Raw genomic sequence first — 21,800 nt, forward strand, 5'->3', positions numbered from 1 at the left:
TGCTGGATCGGTCCGCCTGTTCCCGTGGAAGGTGTCGCACCTCGTGGATCTGACTCTCCTGAAGCTCATCCTTCAGATCCTGCTGGCCGTTCTGGGCCTGCTGACGATCATGCTCGTGCTCCTGCACAAGGGGCGCGGTGGTGGTCTGTCCGACATGTTCGGCGGCGGCGTGACCTCCTCGGCCAGCGCCTCGGGCGTGGCCGAGCGCAATCTGAACCGGTTGACCGTGACGATCGCGGTCGCCTGGGGGATGTGCGCCGTGGGCCTGGGCATCATCGAGAAGATCCTCTGACGCACAGCGCACCTCGAGCACAGCAGAAGGGCCGGTCACCATCACGGTGACCGGCCCTTCTCGCATGCTCCCGCCCGTCCCGGGCGGGGAGAGCGCGGCGGGCCCGGAGGCCCGCCGCGGGAGTCAGGACTCCAGCGACCTCGCCGCGGCGCGATCGAGGAACCAGACGGTGGACTCCAGGCCCCGCACGCCGGAGGCCGGAACGGTCCAGGGGTCGATGTCCCCGTGCCCGTGCCGCACGGCGGCGGCCTTCTCCTCGCCGGCGGCGAGGAGCACCACGTGGCGGGAGGAGTTGAGCACCGGCCAGGTCAGCGAGATCCGCTCCGACGGCGGCTTGGGCGACTGCGTCACCGGCACGGCGCTGGCGCGGACGTGGGTCTGGTCCGGATGCTCGGGGAACAGCGAGGCGACGTGGCCGTCGGGCCCCACCCCGAGCAGCAGCACGTCGAAGAACGCGCGGCCACGGGTGCGGAAGGGCTCGTCGCCGCCCATCTGGTCCAGCTGCTGGCCGTACCAGGCCGCGGCGTCGTCCAGAGACATGCCGTCGGCGGGGGAGGGCATCACGTGCACGTTGCGCCGGGGGAGCCCGGCCTCGACCAGCGGCTCGAGCAGACCGGCGCGCACGCCCACCTCGTTGCGCTCGGGGGAGTCCGGATCGACGAAGCGCTCGTCGCCCCACCAGAGGTGCAGACGGGAGACGTCGACCTCGGCCGTCGCGAGCGCCGCGGGCAGGGCCTGCGCGGTCCTCGTGCCGACGCTGCCTCCGGTGACCACGAGGTGGGCGACCGACCGCTCCGCGAGGGCGGTGCGCAGCTGGTTCGCGGTCCGCTCGGCGGCCGCGACGGCGATCGCCTCCGCGTCGGCGACCACGACATCGGCCGGGGAGGGCTTGCCGGTGGCGTAGGTGGACGTGTCGTCGATGCCGCTGAAGGTCTCGGCGAGGACCTCGCCGTAGACCTCGTCGGGATCCAGACGGCGCAGCTCCTCGGTGATGAGCTCGGCGAGGGCGCGCCGGGGCATCGTCACGTGCTGACCGGTGTCGTCCCCCGGCAGCTTCATGACCACCGAGTCGTCGCTGACGCGCGTGAGCTCGATGGCGCCGTCGCGGCGGACCAGTCGCACGCTGTGGACGCCGGCGAAGTCGCTGTCGTCCGCGGGCGGGGCCACGATCTCGGCGCGGACCCCGAGCGCATGGGCGAGCCAGCCCGCCATGAGCTCGACCGACGGGTTGCCGGGGGTCCCGGAGACCTCGACGGAGGTCGGGGTGGAGATCGGGGGCACCTCGTAGGCGCTCGCGACCAGTCCGCGCCAGCGGGTCAGCCGCGCCCAGGCGAAGTCGGAGTCACCGCTGGAGTAGCCGCGGCGCAGCCGCTTGAGGGTCGCCAGCGGATCGGAGCTCGCCGCGGAATCGGTGATGCGGCGCTGCGACATCGAGCCCAGCACGTCGTGGACCGGGGAGGACGGTGCCGTCTCCGGCCACCAGGTGACGATCGGGGCGTCGGGCAGCAGCAGCGCCATGATCAGGGTGTCCAGCGAGTACAGCACGTCCCCGCGCGCGTGCAGGATGACGATCTCGCCGGAGCCGGCGTCCCGGCCCACCCGGATCTCGGCGTCGAGGCCGGAGGTCTCCGCCTCGGGGTTCGCATCGACCACCAGCACCCGGGCGGGATGCTCGTGGCTCGCGGCGATGGCCGCCTCGAGCGGCTCCTCGATGTCCCCGGTGGAGACGATGATGAGGGTGAGCACTCGGCCGATGGTGTTGGCACCGAAGGTCTCCCGCATCTCGATCATCTTCTTGTCGATGGCCGATGCGGTGGTGTCGGTCAGGGTGGTGATCACGGTCGCCTCCAGGTACGTCCGTCGCGGGCGAGCATCTCATGAGCGGTGTCGGGACCCCAGGTGCCGGGACGGTAGGGCGCCGGCCGGAGGTTCTCCTCCCAGTACTCGGTGATGGGGTCGAGGATCTGCCAGGAGAGCTCGACCTCCTTCTGCCGGGGGAACAGCGGCGGATCCCCGAGCAGCATGTCGAGGATGAGCCGCTCGTAGGCCTCGGGGGACTCCTCGGTGAAGTTCATGCCGTACGCGAAGTCCATCGTCACGTCGCGCACCTCCATCTGGGTGCCGGGCACCTTGGAGCCGAAGCGCATGGTCACGCCCTCGTCCGGCTGGACGCGGATGACGATCGCGTTCTGGCCCAGGTCCGCGGTGTCCGTGGTGCGGAACGGCAGGAAGGGGGCGCGCTTGAAGACGACCGCGATCTCGGTGACGCGGCGTCCCAGGCGCTTGCCGGCCCGGAGGTAGAAGGGCACGCCCGCCCAGCGGCGGGTGGCGATGTCCAGGCGCATGGCGGCGAAGGTCTCGGTGGTGGAGTCGGCGGGGATGCCGTCCTCCTCGAGGTACGGGCGCGCCTCCACGCCGCCCTGCCAGCCGCCCACGTACTGCCCGCGGGCGGTGTGGGCACCCAGGTCCTCGGGCAGCTCGACCGCGGCCAGCACCTTCTCCTTCTCCGCCCGCAGGTCGGAGGCGCGGAAGGTCACCGGCTCCTCCATCGCCGTCAGCGCGAGCAGCTGCAGCAGGTGATTCTGGATCACGTCGCGCGCGGTGCCGATGCCGTCGTAGTAGCCGGCGCGGGACCCGATCCCGATGTCCTCGGCCATCGTGATCTGGACGTGGTCGACGTAGTTCGCGTTCCACAGCGGCTCGTACAGCTGATTGGAGAACCGCAGCGCCAGGATGTTCTGGACGGTCTCCTTGCCGAGGTAGTGGTCGATGCGGAAGACGTCCTCGGGGCGGAAGGCCTGCTCGACGACGTCGTTCAGCTCGCGTGCGGAGGCGAGGTCGTGCCCGAAGGGCTTCTCGATGACCACACGGCGCCAGGAGCCGTCCCGCGGGGTGTTCAGCCCGGAGTTGGCCAGCTGCCCGCACACCTGCGGGAAGGCGTCCGGCGGGATCGAGAGGTAGAAGGCGTGGTTCCCGCCCGTGCCGCGGGTGCGGTCCAGCTCGCCGACCACCTCGGTCAGCCGCTCGAAGGCGGCGGTGTCGTCGAAGGTGCCGGTGACGAAGCGCAGGCCGCCGCGCAGCTGCTCGAAGACGCTCTCGGAGAACCCGGTGCGGGAGTGCTCGGAGACCGACTTGCGGACGTACTCGGCGAAGTCGTCGTCCGACCAGTCGCGTCGGCCGTAGCCGACCAGACCGAAGCTGGGAGGCAGCAGTCCGCGGTGGGTGAGGTCGTAGATCGCGGGCAGGAGCTTCTTGCGCGCCAGGTCGCCGGTGACGCCGAACATCACCATGGAGCTCGGGCCCGCGATGAGGGGGAGTCGGCGGTCCCGGGGGTCGCGCAGCGGGTTCGCGGCGTCGGTCCCGGCGGGGGAGGGGGAGGTGTCGGTCACGATGGTCCTTTCTCGGACACGGGACGAGCGGGCCGGGACCCGCCGCGGACGGCGGAGCCCGGCCCTGGCGGGATCAGGCGCGCGCGGCCTCGACCGAGGCCGAGACAGTGGCGATGAGCTCGATCCAGGCCTTCTCGAACTTCTCGACGCCCTCGCGCTCGAGGACGGCGAAGACGTCGGCCACGTCGACGCCGGCCTCGGCCACGCGCTCGAGGACGGCTTCGCCGGTGACGGCGGTCTCGGCGGTCAGCGCCGCCTCCGGCGCGGCGTGGTCCGCCGCGGCGAACAGCGTCTTCTCCGGCATGGTGTTGACCGTGGGATCGGCGACCAGGCGGTCGACGTACAGGGTGTCCGGGTAGTCGGGGTTCTTCACGCCGGTGGACGCCCACAGGGCGCGCTGCACGTTGGCTCCCTGGGCCTTCAGGGCCTCGAAGCGCTCGGCGGCGAAGGACGTCAGGTACACGCCGAAGGCGGCCTGGGCGTTGGCCACGCCGGCGCTGCCGCGCAGGGTCTCCGCCTCTCCGCCGAGCTGCTCGAGACGAGCATCGATCTCGGAATCGACCCGGGAGACGAAGAAGGAGGCCACGGAGTGGATGGTGGAGAGGTCGTGGCCGCCCGCCGCGGCCTGCTCGAGGCCGCTGAGGTAGGCGTCGATGACGGCCTCGTAGCGCTCGACCGAGAAGATCAGGGTGACGTTGACGCTGATGCCCTCGGCGATGACCGCGGTGATGGCCGGCAGGCCCTCCTCGGTGGCGGGGATCTTGATCATGACGTTCTCGCGGCCGACGACGGCGTGCAGGTGCTTCGCCTGCTCGATGGTCTTCTCGGTCTCGTGCGCGAGGCGCGGGTCCACCTCGATGCTCACACGGCCGTCGAAGCCGTGCGAGGAGGCGTACACGTCCGCGAAGAGGTCGGCGGCGCTGCGCACGTCGTCGGTGGTGAGCACCTCGATGACCTCGTCCACGCTCTTCCCCTCGCCGGCGAGGCGGGTGATGTCCGCGTCGTACTCCTCGGAGCCGGAGATCGCGGCCTGGAAGATCGAGGGGTTGGTGGTCACGCCGACGACGTTGTGGGAGGCGAGGAGCTCGGCGAGGTTGCCGGTGCGGAGGCGGTCGCGGGAGAGGTCGTCCAGCCAGATGGAGACTCCGGCGTCGGAGAGGGCCTGGGTGCGGGGGTTCTGAGCCATGGGTGTTCCTTCCGGACGCGGGGCGCCCTGTGTCGAACGGGGATCGAAAGTCGCAACGCTGTCGAGGCCGGGGGCCTTCCTCCCTGTGGCGGAGGGAACCTCGGCGGGTGAGGGGCGGGGGCGGGACCCGGGGGTCCCGCCCCCGCGGGTGGTCAGGCGCCGGCGGCGGCGAGCGAGTCCTTCGCCGCGGCCACCACGGCCTCGGCGGTGAACCCGTACTCCCGGAACAGCGTCTTGGCATCGGCCGACGCGCCGTAGTGCTCGAGCGAGACGGCGCGGCCGTGCGTGCCCAGGAAGCGGTACCACGGCATCGCGATGCCGGCCTCGACGCTCACACGCGCGGTGACCGAGGAGGGCAGGACCGACTCCCGGTACTCCTCGTCCTGCTCGTCGAACCACTCGACCGACGGCATCGACACCAGGCGGGTGGGCACGCCCTCCGCCTCGAGCTGCTTCTGCGCCTCGGCGGCGTACTGCACCTCGGAGCCGGTGGCGATGAGGATCAGCTGCGGCGCGGCCGAGGCCTCCTTCATGACGTAGGCGCCCCGGGCGAGGCCCTCGGCGCCCGCGTACTCCTCGCGGTCGAAGGTGGGCATCGCCTGGCGGCTGAGGATGAGACCGACGGGCCCGCTGTCGCGCTCGAGGATCGCCTTCCAGGCCTGAGCGGTCTCGTTGGCGTCCGCGGGGCGCACGAGCGCCAGGTTCGGGATCGCGCGGTAGGCGGCCAGGTGCTCGACCGGCTGGTGGGTCGGGCCGTCCTCGCCGAGGCCGATCGAGTCGTGGGTCCACACGTAGGTGGCCGGGACCTTCATCAGCGAGGCGAGGCGCACCGCGCCGCGCATGTAGTCGGCGAACTGGAAGAAGGTGCCGCCGTAGGGCCGGGTCAGGCCGTGCAGCGCGATGCCGGAGAGGATCGACCCCATGGCGTGCTCGCGGATGCCGAAGTGCAGCGTGCGGCCGTACTCGTGACCCGGGAACTCCGCGGAGGCGTTGGCCTCGGGGAGGAAGGACGGCTCGCCCTTCATGGTGGTGTTGTTCGAGCCGGCGAGGTCGGCGGAGCCGCCCCACAGCTCGGGCAGGACCGGGGCGAGCTCGGCGAGGACCTTGCCGGAGGCGGCGCGCGTGGCGATGCCCTTGGCGTCGGCCTCGAAGGTCGGGAAGGCGTCCTCGAAGCCGCTCGGCAGCTCGCGGGCGCTGAGGCGGTCCAGCAGGGTGGCCGCCTCCGGGTTCGCGGAGCGCCAGGCCTGGTAGCCCTTCTCCCACTCGGCCTTCGCGGCGGCGGCGCGCTCGGCGAGGCCGCGGGTATGGGCCAGGACGTCCTCGTCGACCTGGAACTGCTGCTCCGGGTCGAAGCCGACGGCCTTCTTCAGGCCCGCGACGCCCTCGGGGCCGAGCTTGGCACCGTGCACGCTGTGGCTGCCGGCGAGCTCCGGGATCGGCCAGCCGATGACGGTGCGCAGGCGGATGAAGGTGGGCTTGTCCGTGACCTTCTGCGCGGCGAGGATCTCGGCCTTGAGCGCGGCGACGTCCTCGACGTACTCGGTGCCGCCCTGGGTCCAGTCCACGGTGCGCACGTCCCAGCCGTAGGCCTCGTAGCGTGCGGCGGTGTCCTCGGTGAAGGCGATCGAGGTGTCGCCCTCGATGGAGATCTCGTTGTCGTCCCAGAGGACGATGAGGTTGCCGAGCTGCTGGGTGCCGGCGATGGAGCTGGCCTCGCTGCTGACACCCTCCTGCAGGTCGCCGTCGGAGGCGATCACGTAGGTGAAGTGGTCGAAGGGGCTGGTGCCCGCGGCGGCCTCGGGGTCGAGCAGGCCGCGCTCGCGACGCTGCGCCATCGCGAAGCCGACGGCCGAGGAGATGCCCTGGCCCAGCGGGCCGGTGGTGATCTCCACGCCGGTGGTGTGGAAGTTCTCGGGGTGGCCGGGAGTCTTCGAGCCCCAGGTGCGCAGCTCCTCGATGTCCTGCTTCTCGAGGCCGAAGCCGCCGAGGTACAGCTGGATGTACTGGGTGAGGCTGGAGTGGCCCGCCGAGAGCACGAAGCGGTCGCGGCCGATCCAGGCCGGGTCCTTCGGGTCGTGGCGCATGAGGTCCTGGTACAGGAGGTACGCGGCCGGGGCGAGGCTGACGGCGGTGCCCGGGTGGCCGTTGCCGACCTTCTCCACGGCGTCGGCGGCGAGGACGCGCACGGTGTCGACCGCCCGCTTGTCCAGCTCGGTCCAGCCGTCGGGGGCCTTGAAGTTCTCCGTCATGTCGAGTGGTTCCTTTCGCCGGGGTGCGGCTGCTGCCGCGGGGATCGACAGGCCTCCGCGGGTCCTCCCGTGCAGACGACTGTCGCAGGATGGGCGCGCGAGGCGACGCGGTCCACCTTAGTCCCGCAGGCACGAGCGCCGCGCGCCCGTCCCACCACGCGCTCCGGCGCGGCCCCCAGGTGGGAGCTGCGTCACGTCCCGGGCGTGCTCCGGCCCACGCCGGGGCCGGATGGACGTGCGAGGAGACCGGCCCCCGTCCGCTCGCCGGGCGCTCCGGTCACGGTTCGGCAACAGGCCCTCCGTGCCCTGGAGCGGCGGCCGGGCAGGGGCGCGCCGCCGCCGACGGTGCGGGTTCTCACCCGTGTCCGCGCGCCGTCCGCGGCCGCGTCGGCCTAGACTGGCGGGGTTCACGCGGCGAGTGCGCCGCGCCCAGGAGGAAGGACGGTGGGCGGTGACCGCCACCCAGGGAGCGTCGGTACAGGACTCGGGCCCGGAGGGCGGGAGCTCCGGTCGCCGGGACGGCGGGGGCTTCGGTTCGCGGACCCTCCGCTCGGTCGTCGGGAGCTACGTCGCGCTGACCAAGCCGCGCATCATCGAGCTGCTGCTCATCACGACCATCCCCACCATGTTCCTCGCCGCGGGCGGGTTCCCCTCGCTGGGTCTGATCCTGGCCACCATGGTGGGCGGCTATCTGGCCGCGGGCGGCGCGAACGCGCTGAACATGTACCTCGACCGCGACATCGACGCGAAGATGAAGCGGACCCGGAACCGTCCGCTCGTCACCGGGGACATCTCGCCCCGCGCCGGCCTGATCTTCGGGCTCACGCTCTCTCTCGTCTCCGGTCTGTGGCTGGGCCTGCTGGTCAACTGGATGTCCGCCGCCCTCGCCCTGGGCGCGATCCTGCTCTACGTCGTCTTCTACACGATGATCCTCAAGCGGCGCACCAGCCAGAACATCGTCTGGGGCGGCGTGGCCGGCTGCATGCCCGTGCTCATCGGCTGGTCGGCCGTGACCGGGACGGTGTCCTGGACCGCGGTGCTGCTGTTCCTGGTCATCTTCTTCTGGACGCCCCCGCACTACTGGCCGCTCGCGGAGAAGTTCTCGACCGACTACGCCGACGCCGGGGTGCCGATGCTTCCCGTGGTCGCCTCCCGTCGGAGCGTCGCCCGCCAGATGGTGATGCACACCGCGCTGATGATCGCCTGCAGCCTCGCGATCATCCCGCTGGGCCACACCGGCTGGGTCTACGGCGTCGCGGCCGTGGCCAGCGGTGCCTGGTTCGCCTTCCTCGTGGTCCGCTACGCGCTGCGCGTGCGTCGCGGCCTGACCGGCAAGGCCCTGGGTCCGATGGTGGTCTTCCACGGCTCCATCACCTACCTCACCGTCCTGTTCGTGGCGCTGGCGATCGACCCCTTCGTCACCCTGTGAGCGCAGGCGGCTCGTCGCCCGGGGCCGAGGAGTCGACGCTCCGGCCCGGTGACCGCCGCCTGCTCGAGCAGTACCTCAGCCACCTGCGCAGCGAGCGCGGGCTCTCGGCCAACACTCTCGCCGCCTACCGTCGCGACCTCCTGCGCTATCTCGCCGGACTGGCTCGGGAGGGCATCGATCCCGGGGCCGTCGAGGCCGGGCAGCTCGGCGCCTGGCTCCGCGCGCTGCGCACCGGTGCCGACGGCGGCCGCGCCCTCTCGGCCTCCTCGGCCGCCCGCTCCCTCGCCGCGGTGCGCGGTCTGCACGCCTTCCTCGACGCCGAACGGGCCTCGGAGACCGGCGACCCCACCCGCCTGGTCCCCACGCCCGCGCTCCCTGCACGGCTGCCGCATCCGCTGACCATCGACCAGGTGCTGCGCCTGCTGGAGGCGGCGGGCCGGCCCGGCCCCGGCCGGGACGGCGCCGAGCGCGCGCTGCGCGATCGTGCTCTGCTCGAGCTGCTCTACGGGATCGGGGCACGGATCTCGGAGGTGACCGGCATGGACGTCGACGACGTCGACCGGACGTCCCGGTCGGCCGTCCTGCGGGGCAAGGGCGACAAGCATCGGGTGGTGCCCGTGGGCCGCCACGCCCTCGAGGCGCTCGAGGCCTACCTCACCCGGGGGCGCCCGGCACTGGCGGCCCGGGGGAGCGGCACGCCCGCGATCTTCCTCGGCGCCCGGGGCACCCGGCTGACCCGGCAGGCCGCCTGGCAGGTGGTCCAGCGGGCCGCCGAGGACGCCGAGCTCGACGATCTGCCGGAGCCGATCAGCCCGCACACCCTGCGCCATTCCTATGCGACCCATCTGCTGCACGGCGGGGCGGACGTGCGCAGCGTGCAGGAGCTGCTGGGCCACGCCTCGGTGACCACCACGCAGCTCTACACGCAGGTGACGGTCGACTCTCTGCGCGAGACCCACGCCGGAGCCCACCCCCGGGCCCGTTGAGGGGCTTAGACTTGCACGGCGCGGCGACCCCGCACGGCCCCGCCCGCCGGAGTCGTCCGCCGCAGGACATCGACGGCCGCTCGAGGCCGTCGCCGCCCGGGCCGGTTCGGATCCCCACCCGGCCGTCGACGGAACCCCCGCGCCCGCACCAGAGAACGACGCCGACGACAGGACAACGACGTGAGCCCGACCTCCCCCCAGCAGCTGGACATCGACCTCGGCCCCACCGGCCGCCCGATGCCGGAGCTCCCGGAGCCGGCCGCCCTCGACGGCCACGGTCCGGCGCGGATCATCTCGATGGTGAACCAGAAGGGCGGGGTCGGGAAGACCACGAGCGTCATCAACCTCGGGGCGGCCCTCGCCGAGCTGGGCCGCAAGGTGCTGCTCGTGGACCTCGACCCGCAGGGCGCGCTGAGCGCCGGCAGCGGCGTGAACCCGTACGACCTCGACATCACCGTCTACAACCTGCTCATGGAGCGCGGCCACGACGTGCGGACCGTGATCCAGGAGACCGAGACCGAGAACCTCGACGTGCTGCCGGCGAACATCGACCTCTCGGCCGCCGAGGTGACGCTGGTCAACGAGGTCGCCCGCGAGATGGCGCTGGCCCGGGTGCTGCGCCCGGTGGCCGACGAGTACGACGTCATCATCATCGACTGCCAGCCCTCGCTGGGCCTGCTGACCGTCAACGCGCTGGCCGCGAGCCACGGCGTGATCATCCCGCTGGAGGCCGAGTACTTCGCGCTGCGCGGCGTGGCGCTCCTGGTGGAGACCATCGAGAAGGTGCAGGACCGCATCAACCCGCGCCTCGAGCTCGACGGCATCCTGATCACGATGTTCGACCCGCGCACCCTGCATGCGCGCGAGGTCTGCCAGCGTGTGGTCGAGGCCTTCCCGGACAAGGTCTTCCACACCACGATCAACCGCACCGTGAAGTTCCCGGACGCCTCGGTGGCCGCCGAGCCGATCATCTCCTTCGCCTCCGCGAACAAGGGCGCCGCCGCGTACCGTCAGCTCGCTCGCGAGCTCATCGCCCGCGGCGCGGCGGCCTGATGGGGTCGTCCCGCTCCGGCGGCGGCTCGGGCGAGGGTTCCGGCCGGACCTCGGGGGGCTCCTCCCGCCGCCGGCGCCGCAGCGCCTTCACCCCGCCGAAGAAGGTCCGCCTGCGCGACGACGCCGGGGCGCCGATGCCGGCCCCGGCCGGTGCGGACACCACCGACGGGGACCAGCACCGCGAGGGCGGGGAGCGCCTGCAGAAGGTCCTCGCGCGGGCCGGCTTCGGATCCCGGCGCGCCTGCGAGGCGCTGATCTCCGGCGGCCGGGTGATGGTCGACGGCGCCGTGGTCCACGAGCAGGGGGTCCGCATCGACCCCGCGACGCAGGTGATCCACGTCGACGGCCGGCGCCTCCAGCTCGATGCGACCAAGGTGACCGTGGTGCTGAACAAGCCGCGCCATGTGGTCTCCGCGATGAGCGATCCCGAGGGGCGCCGGGACCTCTCCGAGTTCGCGGGGCGCTATCCGCAGCGGCTCTACCACGTGGGTCGGCTCGACTACGAGACCGAGGGCCTGCTGCTGCTGACGAACGACGGCGAGCTCGCCCACCGCCTCACCCACCCCAGCTTCGAGGTCGACAAGACCTACGTCTGCCGCTTCGACGCCCCCGGCGGTCCGCCCCGCGGGCTGGTCAAGGCGCTGCGCGAGGGCGTCGAGCTCGAGGACGGCCCCGCCCGCGCTGACCGCGCCCGGGTGCTCGCGCAGGACGGCCGGGAGGCGGTGGTCGAGGTGACCCTCCATGAGGGGCGCAATCGCATCGTCCGCCGCATGTTCGCCTCCCAGGGCTTCGAGCTGACCGCCCTGGTGCGCACCCGCATCGGCCCCGTGCTGCTGGGGGACCTGGCCCCGGGGGAGACCCGCGAGATCACCGGGCGCGAGCTCGGCACCCTGATGGCGGAGGTGGGACTGTGAGGACCCTGGTGCCCTCCCCGGTGCGGGTCATCGGCACCGGGCTGATCGGCGGCTCGCTCGGCATGGCGCTCACCCGCGCCGGGGCCGCCGTGCAGGTCGAGGACGTCTCCCCGGGCACCACGGCGCTGGCGGTCGAGCTCGGCGTGGGCGCCCTGCCCGCCGCCGAGGACCCCGATCCCGCGCTGGTGCTCGTCGCCGCGCCGCCGGACGTGGCCGCGGGGCTCGTGGACCGAGCCCTCCGTGCCTGGCCCGAGGCGCTGGTCGCGGACGTCGCGAGCGTGAAGGCCACGGTCCTGGACGGTCTGCGCGCCCTCGCCCGTCCGGAGGACCTCCCGCGCTACATCGGCGCCCATCCGATGGCCGGCCGCGAGGTCTCCGGCGTGATCGCCGCCCGCGCCGACCTCTTCCGGGGCCGTCCCTTCGTGGTCGTCCCCCACGAGAGCACCGGAGCGGAGGCGGTGACCGTGCTGAAGGGCCTGGCCACCGAGATCGGCTCCGTGCCGATCGTGCTGGACGCCGCGAGCCATGACACGGCCGTCGCCCAGGTCTCCCACGTGCCGCAGGTCATGGCGAGCCTGCTCGGCGCGACCCTCCTGGAGCCCACCGAGAGCGCGCTGGGCCTCGCTGGGCAGGGGCTCCGCGACACCACCCGCATCGCGGACTCGGATCCGCGGCTCTGGGTCGAGATCCTCGGCGCCAATGCCGGGGCCGTGCGGACCGTGCTGGGGGAGGTCCGCGAGCGCCTCGACCAGGTGATGGGCGCGCTGGAGACCCTGTCGGGGTCCCCGGATCCGGCGATCGGCTCGCGCCGCGCGCTCGCGGACCTCGTCGCCGACGGCAACCGGGGCGTGCGGCGGATCCCCGGCAAGCACGGGGGCTCCACCGAGGTGTTCGCGACCCTCGTGGTCCTGGTCCCGGACCGGCCCGGGGAGCTGGCTCGGCTGCTGGGCGAGATCGGGGAGATCGGGGTGAACCTCGAGGACCTCCGGCTCGAGCACGAGATCGGCCGTGCGGTGGGTCTCGCGCACATCGCCGTCGACGCCGCTCGTGAGGACCTGCTCACGCGTGAGCTCGCGGATCGCGGCTGGACCGTCGCCGAGGCCTGAACGCCCCGTATCCTTCTGGGATGCACACCAGCTCGCCGCTCGACCACTCCGCCCACGCGTCCGACGGCGCCGGAGCCGGCATCGCCATCGCGATCGACGGGCCGGCCGGATCCGGCAAGTCCACCGTCTCCCGTCTCGTGGCCGAGGCGCTGGACGGCGGCATCCTCGACACCGGCGCCATGTATCGCGCCGTCACCTGGTCCTGCCTCGAGCACGACGTAGATCTCGCCGATCGCGAGGCCGTCGCCGCCGTGGCCGAGGACCTCGACCTCGCGCTCGGGACGGACCCCGCCGGCGCGACCGTCGCCGTCGGCGGCACGGACATCACCGCCGCCATCCGCACCGAGCGGATCTCCTCGAGCGTGAGCGCCGTGGCCACGAACACCCTGGTCCGCGCGATCCTTCAGCGCCGCCAGCGGGAGGTCCTCTTCGCCACCGCCGCCGAGCGCGGGTTCTGCGTGGCCGAAGGACGGGACATCACCACGGTGGTCGCCCCCGACGCCCCGGTGCGCGTGCTGCTGACCGCCTCCGACGAGGAGCGGATGCGTCGCCGCGCCGCGGAGCTCGAGCTCGAGGACAGCGAGGACACCCGGGCCCGCATGGCCGACCAGGTGCTGCGCCGGGACCGGGACGACTCGACCGTCTCGGAGTTCCTCACCGCCGCCGAGGGCGTCCAGACCGTCGACACCACCGGGCTGGGGATCGAGGACGTGGTCGAGCAGGTGCTCATGCTCGTCGCCGCCGCGGAATCCGCCCAGGAGGACGCCGCGGAGCAGGAGGCCGCATCCCGGCCCGCGCAGCCGGCCGTCCCGGCGCCGACGGCCGCCGCGGGCGCCGCCGACGGGCCCAGCGACGAGGACATCGAGTCGGCGCTGCGCGCCGGCCTCGGCGACTACGAGCTCGACGACGAGGACCTGGCCCTGCTGGAGGGGGAGGAGGGCGAGGACCCGCGGCGGGGGATCCCGCGCAACCTGCCCGTGGTCGCTGTCGTCGGCCGTCCCAACGTCGGCAAGTCCACCCTGGTCAACCGCATCCTGGGTCGCCGCGAAGCCGTGGTCGAGGACCGTCCCGGCGTCACCCGTGACCGGGTCTTCTACGAGGCCGAGTGGACCGGGACGGACTTCTGGCTGGTGGACACCGGCGGCTGGGAGGACCGGGTGCAGGGCATCGCCTACCGGGTCGCCGAGCAGGCCGAGGTCGCCGTCTCCCTCGCGGACGTCGTGATGTTCATCGTGGACGCGAACGTCGGCATCACCACCACCGACGAGCAGCTGCTCAAGGTGCTGCGCTCGGCGAACGTGCCGATCGTGCTGGTCGCCAACAAGGTCGACGACCAGCGCGGCGAGCTCGAGGCCGCGGCCCTGTGGAACCTGGGCCTCGGCGAGCCCCATCCGGTCTCCGCGCTCCACGGGCGCGGCTCCGGCGACCTGCTGGACGCCGTGGTCTCCGCCATGCCCGAGGAGGGCCGCGGGGCTCCCGTGGACCACGGTCCGCGGCGCGTGGCGCTGGTGGGACGGCCGAACGTCGGCAAGTCCTCGCTGCTGAACCGGCTGGCGCGGGAGCAGCGCGTGGTGGTCGACGAGGTCGCCGGCACCACCCGCGACCCTGTGGACGAGAAGATCGTCCTGGGCGGGCGCGAGTGGACCTTCGTGGACACCGCCGGGATCCGCCGCCGCGTGCTGCAGTCGCAGGGAGCGGACTACTACGCCTCTCTGCGCACGCGGGCGGCGCTCGACCGCGCCGAGGTGGCGGTGGTCCTCCTCGAGGCCTCCGAGCCGGTCTCCACCCAGGACCTGAAGATCATCGACATGGTCCTGGAGTCCGGTCGGGCCCTCGTGCTCGCCTTCAACAAGTGGGATCTGCTGGACGAGGAGCGGCACAAGGCTCTCGAGCGCGAGATCGAGCGCGATCTGGCCCATGTGGCCTGGGCGCCGCGGGTCAACATCTCCGCCCACACCGGTCGGCACGCCGAGAAGCTGGTGCCCGCCATCGAGGCGGCGCTCGAGTCCTGGGACCGCCGCATCCCGACCGGCCGCCTCAACGCCTTCCTCGGTCAGCTGGTCGCGGCGCACCCTCATCCGCTGCGCGGCGGCAAGCAGGCCCGCATCCTGTTCGCCACGCAGGCCCGGACGCGGCCGCCGCGCTTCGTCATCTTCGCCAGCGGCTTCCTCGAGCACGGGTACCGCCGCTTCATCGAGCGTCGTCTCCGCGAGGACTTCTCCTTCACCGGCTCGCCCATCGTCATCGGCGTGCGGATCCGCGAGAAGCGCCGCCGCTGAGCGCACCGGAGCCCCGTCCACGGGACCCTCTCCCGGCTCGCGGCGGCTCGGCGCCGGGTGTCGAGGTGCGTGGGCACGCGACGAGCACGTATCGTGGGTTCCATGAGCACTTCCGGTGAAGACGGCTCCTGGGCTCCCCAGGGGAACAACCACGGCGCCCAGGACCCCTGGGCGCGGCCGCCGGCGGAGTCCTCCGCGCCGCAGAGCCCCTACGGCTCCGCGGAGCCGGGCGGCACGCAGGACCAGTACGGCCAGCAGAACCCCTACGGCGCGCCGAGCCAGCCGGCGCAGCACGGCCAGCAGGACCCCGACGGCCAGCAGGGCCAGCCGGCGCAGTACGGCCAGCAGGATCCCTACGGTGCGCCGAGCCAGCCGGCGCAGTACGGCCAGCAGGACCCCTATGGCCAGCAGGGCCAGCAGGATCCCTTCGGTCAGCAGAGCCCCTACGGCGAGCCCTCGGCGTCGGATCCCTATGGCCAGCCGGCGCAGCCGACCTGGGCGCCCGCCCAGAACTCCGGGGCCTCGGCCTCGGATGCGTACGCCGGTGGTGCCGCCTACGGCGCGGGCGGTCCGGCCCCGCAGGGCGGCACGGCGGCGCAGGGCGAACCCACGAGCCGGCTCCTGGCGGGCCTCCTGGGCATCTTCCTCGGTGGGTTCGGCGTGCATCGCTTCCTGCTGGGCTACACGACCATCGGCATCATCCAGATCGTCGTCACCGTGATCACCTGTGGTTTCGGCGCCTGGTGGGGCCTGATCGAGGGCATCATGATCCTCGCGAAGTCGCCGGCCTTCCTGCGTGACGCCCACGGGCGCCCGCTGAAGGACTGACCCCGCACACCACCACCCCAGGGACGAGGACACCACGCACGATGAACTATCAGAACCCGGCACCGTTCGTGGACAAGGACGCCCTGAGGACCAACGCCATCATCCTCACCGTGGTGGGCTTCCTCTGCGGAGGGACGATCCCGGCCATTTTCGGCATCATCGCGCTCGTGCAGCTCGACACGAATCCTGCCTCGGCGCAGTCGATGGCGAAGGTCGGCTGGATCATCTTCTGGGTCCTGCTCGCGGTCGGGATCCTCTTCGCCGTGCTGTGGCTGCTGCTGTTCGGCGGGATGATGGCCCTCCCGTTCCTGGTCAACCCCTGATCCGCAGCGCGGCTCGACCCTGAGGAGGGACACGATCGCGACGCCGGACTTCGTGCTGTCCCTGCGCCGGCGCATCGGGCACGACCCGCTGTGGATGCCGGGAGTGACCGCGATGGTGCTCGACCCCGCCCGCACCCGCCTGCTGGGCGTCCGCCGTGCGGACGACGGCCGCTGGACCCCTGTCACCGGGATCATCGACCCGGGGGAGGAGCCCGCCCGTGCGGCCGTCCGTGAGGTCGCCGAGGAGGCGGGGATCGCCTGCCGGCCGCTGCGGCTCGTCGACGTGCGCACCCTGCCCGAGGTCACCTACGCCAACGGCGACCGCGCCCAGTACCTGGATCTGTGCTTCCTGTGCGAGGCCGCGGAGGACGCGACCCCCTTCCCGGCCGACGGCGAGAACACCGAGGCGCGCTGGTTCCTGCTCGAGGAGCTCCCCCCGATGAACGACCGCTTCCGCGAGCAGCTCGCGCTGGCCCTGGCCGATGTCCCCGCGGCCCGCTTCCGCGCATGAGGCGCCCGGATCCGCTGCCCGGCACACGGGTCACCGTCCCCCTCACCGAGCATCCCGGCGACCTCGCCGTGGTGCGGGTGATCACCGCCCCGCGTCGGGATCTGACCCGTGCCGGGCGGCTCAGCGTCCCCCTGCAGCCCTTCGCGGACGCGCTGCTCGTCGACGTCGCCGTGGACGGCCGACTGGTCCTGCCCGGTGCCTGGGTGCAGCACGAGGTGCTCGAGCGCGGCGCGCCGCTGCATCCCACGCCCGTCTCCGCCGCTGACCTGCGCCCGCCCGCCGTCCTCGTCGGGACGCCCGAGCAGGCGGCCCTGCACTGGGGAGAGACCGTCTGGCCGCTCGAGCTCGGCGGCGCGGTGGGGATCCCGCCGGCTGCCCGCGCGGACCCGCACCCCCTCTCGCGGCTGCGGCGCCTGCTGATGGTCGCCACCGGTCGCCGGGAGCAGATCGGGCTGACCCTCTGGCGGGACCCGGCCTTCGAGATCCCCTGGCAGGACGTGCGGCTGCTGCCGCGGGCCGCGGCCTGGTTCGAGCTCGCCCAGGTCCCGCCGGGCCTGCGCTACGCCGATGCCGAGAGGTTCCAGGGCGTGGGCCGCGCCCGGAACTGGATGTGACAGCGCTTTCCCACGTGGTACTCGCATGACCTGCGCCACAAAGGCGGGGTGTCGAGTGCGACGCAGCACACTGCGGGGGTCTACTCTCGGGGCTCGTCAACGTCGATGAGGAGGCCTCTGTGTCCCGTGGACAGTCACTCCGGCGCCCGCCGGACCGACGCACCTTCCTGCGGATCTCCGCCGGGGTCGCGACCCTGCTCCCGCTGAGCGCCCTCGCCGGCTGCTCGGGGAGCGATCGCGACCCGAACACCCTGCGTATCGCGTTCCAGCAGTTCGGATCGGGAACCCTGATGGAGCAGTGGATCCAGCGCACCGCCGAGGACTACACGGCGGACTTCCCCGAGCGCACGATCGAGCTGGTCCCGATCGTCGCCGCGGAGAACGACTACTTCACCAAGAACGAGCTGCTGATGTCCTCCCCGCGCACCAGCCCCGATCTGGTCTACGAGGACACCTTCATCCTGATGTCCGACGTCGGCGCCGGGTACCTGCTGCCGATGGACGACTTCGTGGCGGGCTGGGAGCACTGGGACGACGTGGCCCCCACCTCGCAGGAGGCGGTCACCGCCCCCGACGGGCACGTGTACGCGGTCCCGACGCACACCGACACCCGCGGGATCTGGTACCACAAGGGGGTCTTCGCCGACGCCGGCCTGCCCGAGGACTGGGCTCCCGGCAGCTGGGAGGACATCCTCGAGACCGCGCGCACCCTGCAGCGGGAGCTGGGGGACGAGGTCGCCCCCCTGTTCCTCTTCTCCGGGATGCCGCAGGGCGAGAAGGCCTCCATGCAGGGCTTCGAGATGCTGCTCTACGGCACCGAGGACACCCTCTACGACCGCGATGCCGAGAAGTGGATCGTCGGCTCCCAGGGATTCATCGACTCGCTCGCCTTCCTGCGCACGGTCTTCGAGGAGGACCTGACCCTGTCGCTCGGCCAGAGCCTGGACCCCAACATCGGCGAGAGCATCTACAGCTCGATGCTGCCCGAGGGCAGGCTCGGGATGCTGATCGACGGGTCCTGGATCTCGCAGAACTGGGCGGAGGGCGCCGCGGGCCACTGGCCGGAATGGACCGAGCTGATGGGAGTGGCCGAGATGCCCACGCAGAACGGGCAGGCGCCGGGGACCACCACCCTGGCCGGTGGATGGAGCTGGACGATCCCGCAGTACGCGACGGACCCCGAGATCTCCGGCAGCTTCATCGAGTACCTGCTGACCACCGAGAACACGGTGCAGCGTGCGATCGACGACAACCAGATCACGGTCCGTGCCGACGTCGCCGAGGTCGAGGAGTACCAGACGTACTCGCCCACGGCGGAGTTCTTCACCTCGTTGCTCCCGACGGCGCACTACCGGCCGGCCTTCGCCGAGTATCCGGAGGTGTCCTCCGCCATCCAGGAGGCCATGGAGACGGTGATGACCATGAGCGGCACGCCCGAGCAGGCCGCCGCGAGCTACGACCGGTCGGTCATCGACATCGTCGGCCAGGAGAACGTGCAGGAGGCAGCCTCATGAGCACCGGCACCACCCAGGACGCCCCGACGGTCGGGCACGGCGGGGGCAGCACCCCGGGGAAGCTCGGCAACGGCCTGACGATGCTGCGCTCGGTCCCGATGTGGCCCGCCTTCGCCCTGCTGATCCTCTTCCTGCTGGGCCCGATCCTCTACTCGGTGTACCTCGCGTTCACCGACAGCGCGATCCGCGGCGCCGGTGCGGCGGAGACCAGCTTCGTCGGGTTCGACAACTTCATCGAGGCCTTCACCGACCCCGGCTTCTGGAACTCGGTGGGCCTGACCCTCGTCTTCACCGTGATCTCCGCGGTGATCGGCCAGAACCTCATGGGCATGATCCTCGCCCTCCTCATGGAGCGCGCGAACCGCGTGGTCACCTTCCTCATGACCTCGGTGGTGATCGCCGCGTGGATCCTGCCCGAGGTGGTCGCCGGCTATCTGCTGTACACCTTCTTCACGGCGGAGGGGTCGCTGAACGGGATCCTCACCGCGGTCGGGATCCCCCCGCAGAACCTGCTGGTCTCGCTGCCGATCCTCGCGGTGGCCTTCGCGAACATCTGGCGTGGCACGGCGTTCTCGATGCTCGTCTATTCCGCGGCGCTGAGCGCCGTCCCCGGCGACATCTACGAATCGGCCGCGCTCGACGGGGCCGGGCCGATGCGGCGTTTCTGGTCGATCACGGTGCCGATGCTCCGGCCCGCGATCGCGACCAACCTGATGCTCATCACGCTGCAGACCCTCTCGGTCTTCGGCCTGATCTTCATCATGACCGGCGGTGGTCCCGCTCAGCGCAGCCAGACCCTGCCCCTGTACATGTACGAGCAGGCCTTCTCGTACGGGCAGCTGGGCTACGGCACCGCCGTGGCGCTGCTGCTCCTGCTGATCGGCGCGGCCGCCTCCCTGGTCTACCTGCGCCTGCTGCCGGAGGAGGAGAAGCGATGACGACCACCTCGACCACCACGACCACCACCGCGGGGGAGGGGCCGTCCCGGCGCCGTTCCGGGGGCGGGTCCCGTCGGCGCACCAGCACCGTCGCGAGCTCCGTGGCGATGGCCCTCATCGGCGCGGCCTTCATCGTGCCTCTGCTCTGGGTGGTGCTGGCCTCGTTCGACACCGAGGCGACCCTGGCGGTGGCCTGGCCGGAGACCTGGAGCCTGGGCAACTTCCAGGCGATCTGGAACGCGGAGACGACGTTCCGCCCGCTGTGGAACTCGCTGGTGCTGTGCGTCGGGGCGACGATCGTGACGATGGTCGCGGCCGTGCTGTGCGCGTACCCGCTCTCCCGCTATCGCTTCCGCGCCAAGCGTCCGCTGCTGCTGACCATCATCTTCTCCACCGGGCTGCCGATCACCGCGATCATGATCCCGGTGTACGCGCTCTTCGTGCAGGTCAACCTCATCGACTCGATGGGCGGGGCGATCCTGTTCCTCGGTGCGAGCGCGCTGCCGTACGCCATCTTCCTCACCAAGGGGTTCATGGACGGCGTGCCGGTGGAGATCGAGGAGTCCGCCTGGACCGAGGGCGCCGGGGTCTACCGCGCCCTGTGGTCCGTGGTGCTGCCGCTGATGCGCTCGGGCCTCTCGGTCGCGACGATCTTCACCTTCGTGAACATGTGGGGCAACTTCTTCGTGCCCTTCATGCTGCTGCTGAGCCCGGACAAGCTGCCGGCCGCGGTGACCCTCTACACCTTCTCCTCCCAGTACGGGCAGGTCGCCTACGGCCAGCTCGCCGCCTTCTCGATCTTCTACTCGCTGCCGGTGGTCGCGCTGTACCTGTTCCTGGGGCGGACCCTGGGCCGCGGCTTCGCCGCCGCGGGCGGCGTGAAGAGCTGAGAGCCGGTCGTCGCGACGGGTCCGTCCTCCGGGGCGGACCCGTCGGTCGTCGGTGGCCGGTCCGTCGGACCCCGGCGCCGCAGGGCGCGGGGCCGCCGCCGCCCGTTGAGCCACGCCCCGAGCCAGGTGGAGCGGACCAGCAGGTCGTAGGAGAGCAGCAGCATCGTCATCACCACCGCCAGGGTGATCGCGAGCTTGACGGGGATCGGCAGGGCGAGCTGGGCGAGCGGGACCTCCACCAGGAGCAGCAGGGGGAAGTGCAGGAGGTAGATCCAGTAGGAGGAGTCGGAGAGGTACCGCACCGCGGGGATCTCCCGGCGGATCACCCGCGCGGCGAGGCCCAGGAGGCCGTACACCCACGCCCAGCCGGCCAGACCCGTCAGCACGGCCGTGACGAGCGGCGGCAGGCTGCCCGGGTCGAGCAGGACCACCGGGCTCAGCATCACGGCGAGCACCAGGTACGGGATCCACCGCCGCTCCAGAGCCTCCAGCGCTCCGGGAGCCGCCCGCAGGAACCAGCCCGCGAGGAAGGCCCCGCCGTAGGCGATGCTCGCTCCGGCCACCGGCATCAGCGTGTACGGCTCGGTGATGCTCATCGGCGTCCCGTCCTGCGCCAGGAGGCCCAGCACGTAGGGGATCGCCACCAGGACCAGGCCGTACGGGGCGGCGAGCGCCTCGCCGATCCGCCCGGCGAGCCGTTCAGCGCGCTCCCGGCCGAGCATCCGCACCAGCACGGCCCGCAGGGTGACCACCACGAGCACGATCTCCAGCAGGAGCAGCAGGAACCACAGGTGCATCGTGGGCAGGGCCAGCGGCCCACCGCCGGTGGCGGACGCCTGCTCCGGGGGTCCCACGGGACCGCCGTTCACCACCGCGTTCAGGACGAGCGCTCCGATCATCAGCGCGAAGAGGACGGGCCAGAAGGCCACCAGCGGCAGCCCGATCCGCAGCATCCGGTCGCGCAGGTAGGCGCCGACCCCGCGCCGCTGCAGCACCATGTGGCCGAAGAACCCGGCGAGCATCATGAACAGGGTCATGCGGAAGAGATGGATGACGGCGACGGCACCGAGGGCGGTCCACGAGCTGCGACTGTCGGGGACGAGCCACAGCCCGCCGGGGGCGAAGGGCATCAGCGCGTGCAGCAGCACCCCGAGCAGGAGGGCGCCGCCGCGCAGGGCATCGAGATGGTGCAGTCTCCGCGACGGCGTCCCGGAGTGCGCCGGAGCTCGGAGAGTCGGGGGAGAGTCGTAGGTCATGGCCACGAGCGTAGGGAGGAGGAGCGCCCGAGCGCCTCGCCCG

At 72.1% G+C, this 21,800-nt stretch carries 19 protein-coding genes; 14 read left to right on the forward strand and 5 right to left on the reverse strand.

From position 1 onward, the window contains the following. The first annotated feature begins 49 nt into the window (after positions 1-49). Complete coding sequence (gene secG, locus CXH06_RS08360; protein ID WP_157975677.1) at positions 50-292, forward strand: preprotein translocase subunit SecG; 243 nt, start codon at positions 50-52, stop codon at positions 290-292. Between the two features lie 123 nt (positions 293-415). On the opposite strand, the gene pgl is transcribed toward secG, so the two are convergent. From pgl to tkt, 4 genes are all read right to left on the reverse strand, one after another. Then, positions 416-2,131, reverse strand: coding sequence for a 6-phosphogluconolactonase (gene pgl, locus CXH06_RS08365; protein ID WP_114854721.1), 1,716 nt, complete (start codon positions 2,129-2,131; stop codon positions 416-418). Then, complete coding sequence (gene zwf, locus CXH06_RS08370; protein WP_114854722.1) at positions 2,128-3,681, reverse strand: glucose-6-phosphate dehydrogenase; 1,554 nt, start codon at positions 3,679-3,681, stop codon at positions 2,128-2,130. The genes pgl and zwf overlap by 4 nt, the downstream gene beginning before the upstream one ends. A gap of 73 nt (positions 3,682-3,754) precedes the next feature. Further along, entirely contained in the window at positions 3,755-4,867 is a 1,113-nt protein-coding gene (tal, locus tag CXH06_RS08375; protein WP_114854723.1) for a transaldolase, read from the reverse strand. A gap of 152 nt (positions 4,868-5,019) precedes the next feature. Next, a complete protein-coding gene (tkt, locus tag CXH06_RS08380; RefSeq protein WP_114854724.1) occupies positions 5,020-7,116 on the reverse strand; it encodes a transketolase in 2,097 nt (698 codons plus the stop codon). Between the two features lie 451 nt (positions 7,117-7,567). Between tkt and CXH06_RS08385 the strand changes: the two genes are divergently transcribed. The 13 genes from CXH06_RS08385 (at position 7,568) to CXH06_RS08445 (ending at position 20,501) form a co-directional block, all read left to right on the forward strand. Next, the gene (locus CXH06_RS08385; protein WP_114854725.1) at positions 7,568-8,545 is read left to right on the forward strand and encodes a heme o synthase; all 978 of its coding nucleotides are present in this window, start codon (positions 7,568-7,570) and stop codon (positions 8,543-8,545) included. Next, positions 8,542-9,531, forward strand: coding sequence for a site-specific tyrosine recombinase XerD (locus CXH06_RS08390; RefSeq protein WP_114854726.1), 990 nt, complete (start codon positions 8,542-8,544; stop codon positions 9,529-9,531). Before CXH06_RS08385 ends, CXH06_RS08390 begins: the two co-directional genes overlap by 4 nt. A gap of 180 nt (positions 9,532-9,711) precedes the next feature. Continuing rightward, complete coding sequence (locus tag CXH06_RS08395; RefSeq protein ID WP_114854727.1) at positions 9,712-10,584, forward strand: ParA family protein; 873 nt, start codon at positions 9,712-9,714, stop codon at positions 10,582-10,584. Next, positions 10,584-11,498, forward strand: a complete 915-nt coding sequence (locus tag CXH06_RS08400; RefSeq protein ID WP_114854728.1) for a pseudouridine synthase — start codon at positions 10,584-10,586, stop codon at positions 11,496-11,498. Before CXH06_RS08395 ends, CXH06_RS08400 begins: the two co-directional genes overlap by 1 nt. Next, positions 11,495-12,604, forward strand: a complete 1,110-nt coding sequence (locus tag CXH06_RS08405) for a prephenate dehydrogenase (protein WP_114854729.1) — start codon at positions 11,495-11,497, stop codon at positions 12,602-12,604. Before CXH06_RS08400 ends, CXH06_RS08405 begins: the two co-directional genes overlap by 4 nt. A gap of 20 nt (positions 12,605-12,624) precedes the next feature. Then, positions 12,625-14,883: a bifunctional cytidylate kinase/GTPase Der gene (gene der, locus CXH06_RS08410; RefSeq protein WP_114854730.1), complete on the forward strand. Its 2,259-nt coding sequence runs from the start codon at positions 12,625-12,627 to the stop codon at positions 14,881-14,883. A gap of 102 nt (positions 14,884-14,985) precedes the next feature. Further along, the gene (locus CXH06_RS08415; protein ID WP_114854731.1) at positions 14,986-15,711 is read left to right on the forward strand and encodes a TM2 domain-containing protein; all 726 of its coding nucleotides are present in this window, start codon (positions 14,986-14,988) and stop codon (positions 15,709-15,711) included. Positions 15,712-15,752: 41 nt separating this feature from the next. Then, positions 15,753-16,034, forward strand: coding sequence for a DUF4190 domain-containing protein (locus CXH06_RS08420; RefSeq protein WP_114854732.1), 282 nt, complete (start codon positions 15,753-15,755; stop codon positions 16,032-16,034). Between the two features lie 34 nt (positions 16,035-16,068). Then, positions 16,069-16,545 carry an NUDIX domain-containing protein gene (locus tag CXH06_RS08425; RefSeq protein WP_157975678.1) on the forward strand — a complete coding sequence of 159 codons (477 nt, stop codon included), beginning with the start codon at positions 16,069-16,071 and terminating at the stop codon, positions 16,543-16,545. Continuing rightward, complete coding sequence (locus CXH06_RS08430) at positions 16,542-17,159, forward strand: hypothetical protein (RefSeq protein WP_114854734.1); 618 nt, start codon at positions 16,542-16,544, stop codon at positions 17,157-17,159. Before CXH06_RS08425 ends, CXH06_RS08430 begins: the two co-directional genes overlap by 4 nt. Before the next feature lie 119 nt (positions 17,160-17,278). Next, positions 17,279-18,673 (forward strand): extracellular solute-binding protein, encoded by a 1,395-nt coding sequence (locus CXH06_RS08435; protein ID WP_114854735.1) that lies wholly within the window; start codon positions 17,279-17,281, stop codon positions 18,671-18,673. Then, positions 18,670-19,611, forward strand: coding sequence for a carbohydrate ABC transporter permease (locus CXH06_RS08440; RefSeq protein ID WP_114854736.1), 942 nt, complete (start codon positions 18,670-18,672; stop codon positions 19,609-19,611). Before CXH06_RS08435 ends, CXH06_RS08440 begins: the two co-directional genes overlap by 4 nt. Next, complete coding sequence (locus tag CXH06_RS08445) at positions 19,608-20,501, forward strand: carbohydrate ABC transporter permease (protein ID WP_114854737.1); 894 nt, start codon at positions 19,608-19,610, stop codon at positions 20,499-20,501. The genes CXH06_RS08440 and CXH06_RS08445 overlap by 4 nt, the downstream gene beginning before the upstream one ends. Here CXH06_RS08445 and CXH06_RS08450 read toward each other — a convergent pair. Continuing rightward, positions 20,414-21,757: an acyltransferase family protein gene (locus tag CXH06_RS08450; RefSeq protein WP_114854738.1), complete on the reverse strand. Its 1,344-nt coding sequence runs from the start codon at positions 21,755-21,757 to the stop codon at positions 20,414-20,416. The genes CXH06_RS08445 and CXH06_RS08450 overlap by 88 nt on opposite strands. Positions 21,758-21,800: the final 43 nt, after the last annotated feature.

It is taken from the genome of Brachybacterium sp. YJGR34 (assembly GCF_003347015.1).
Classification (GTDB): domain Bacteria; phylum Actinomycetota; class Actinomycetes; order Actinomycetales; family Dermabacteraceae; genus Brachybacterium.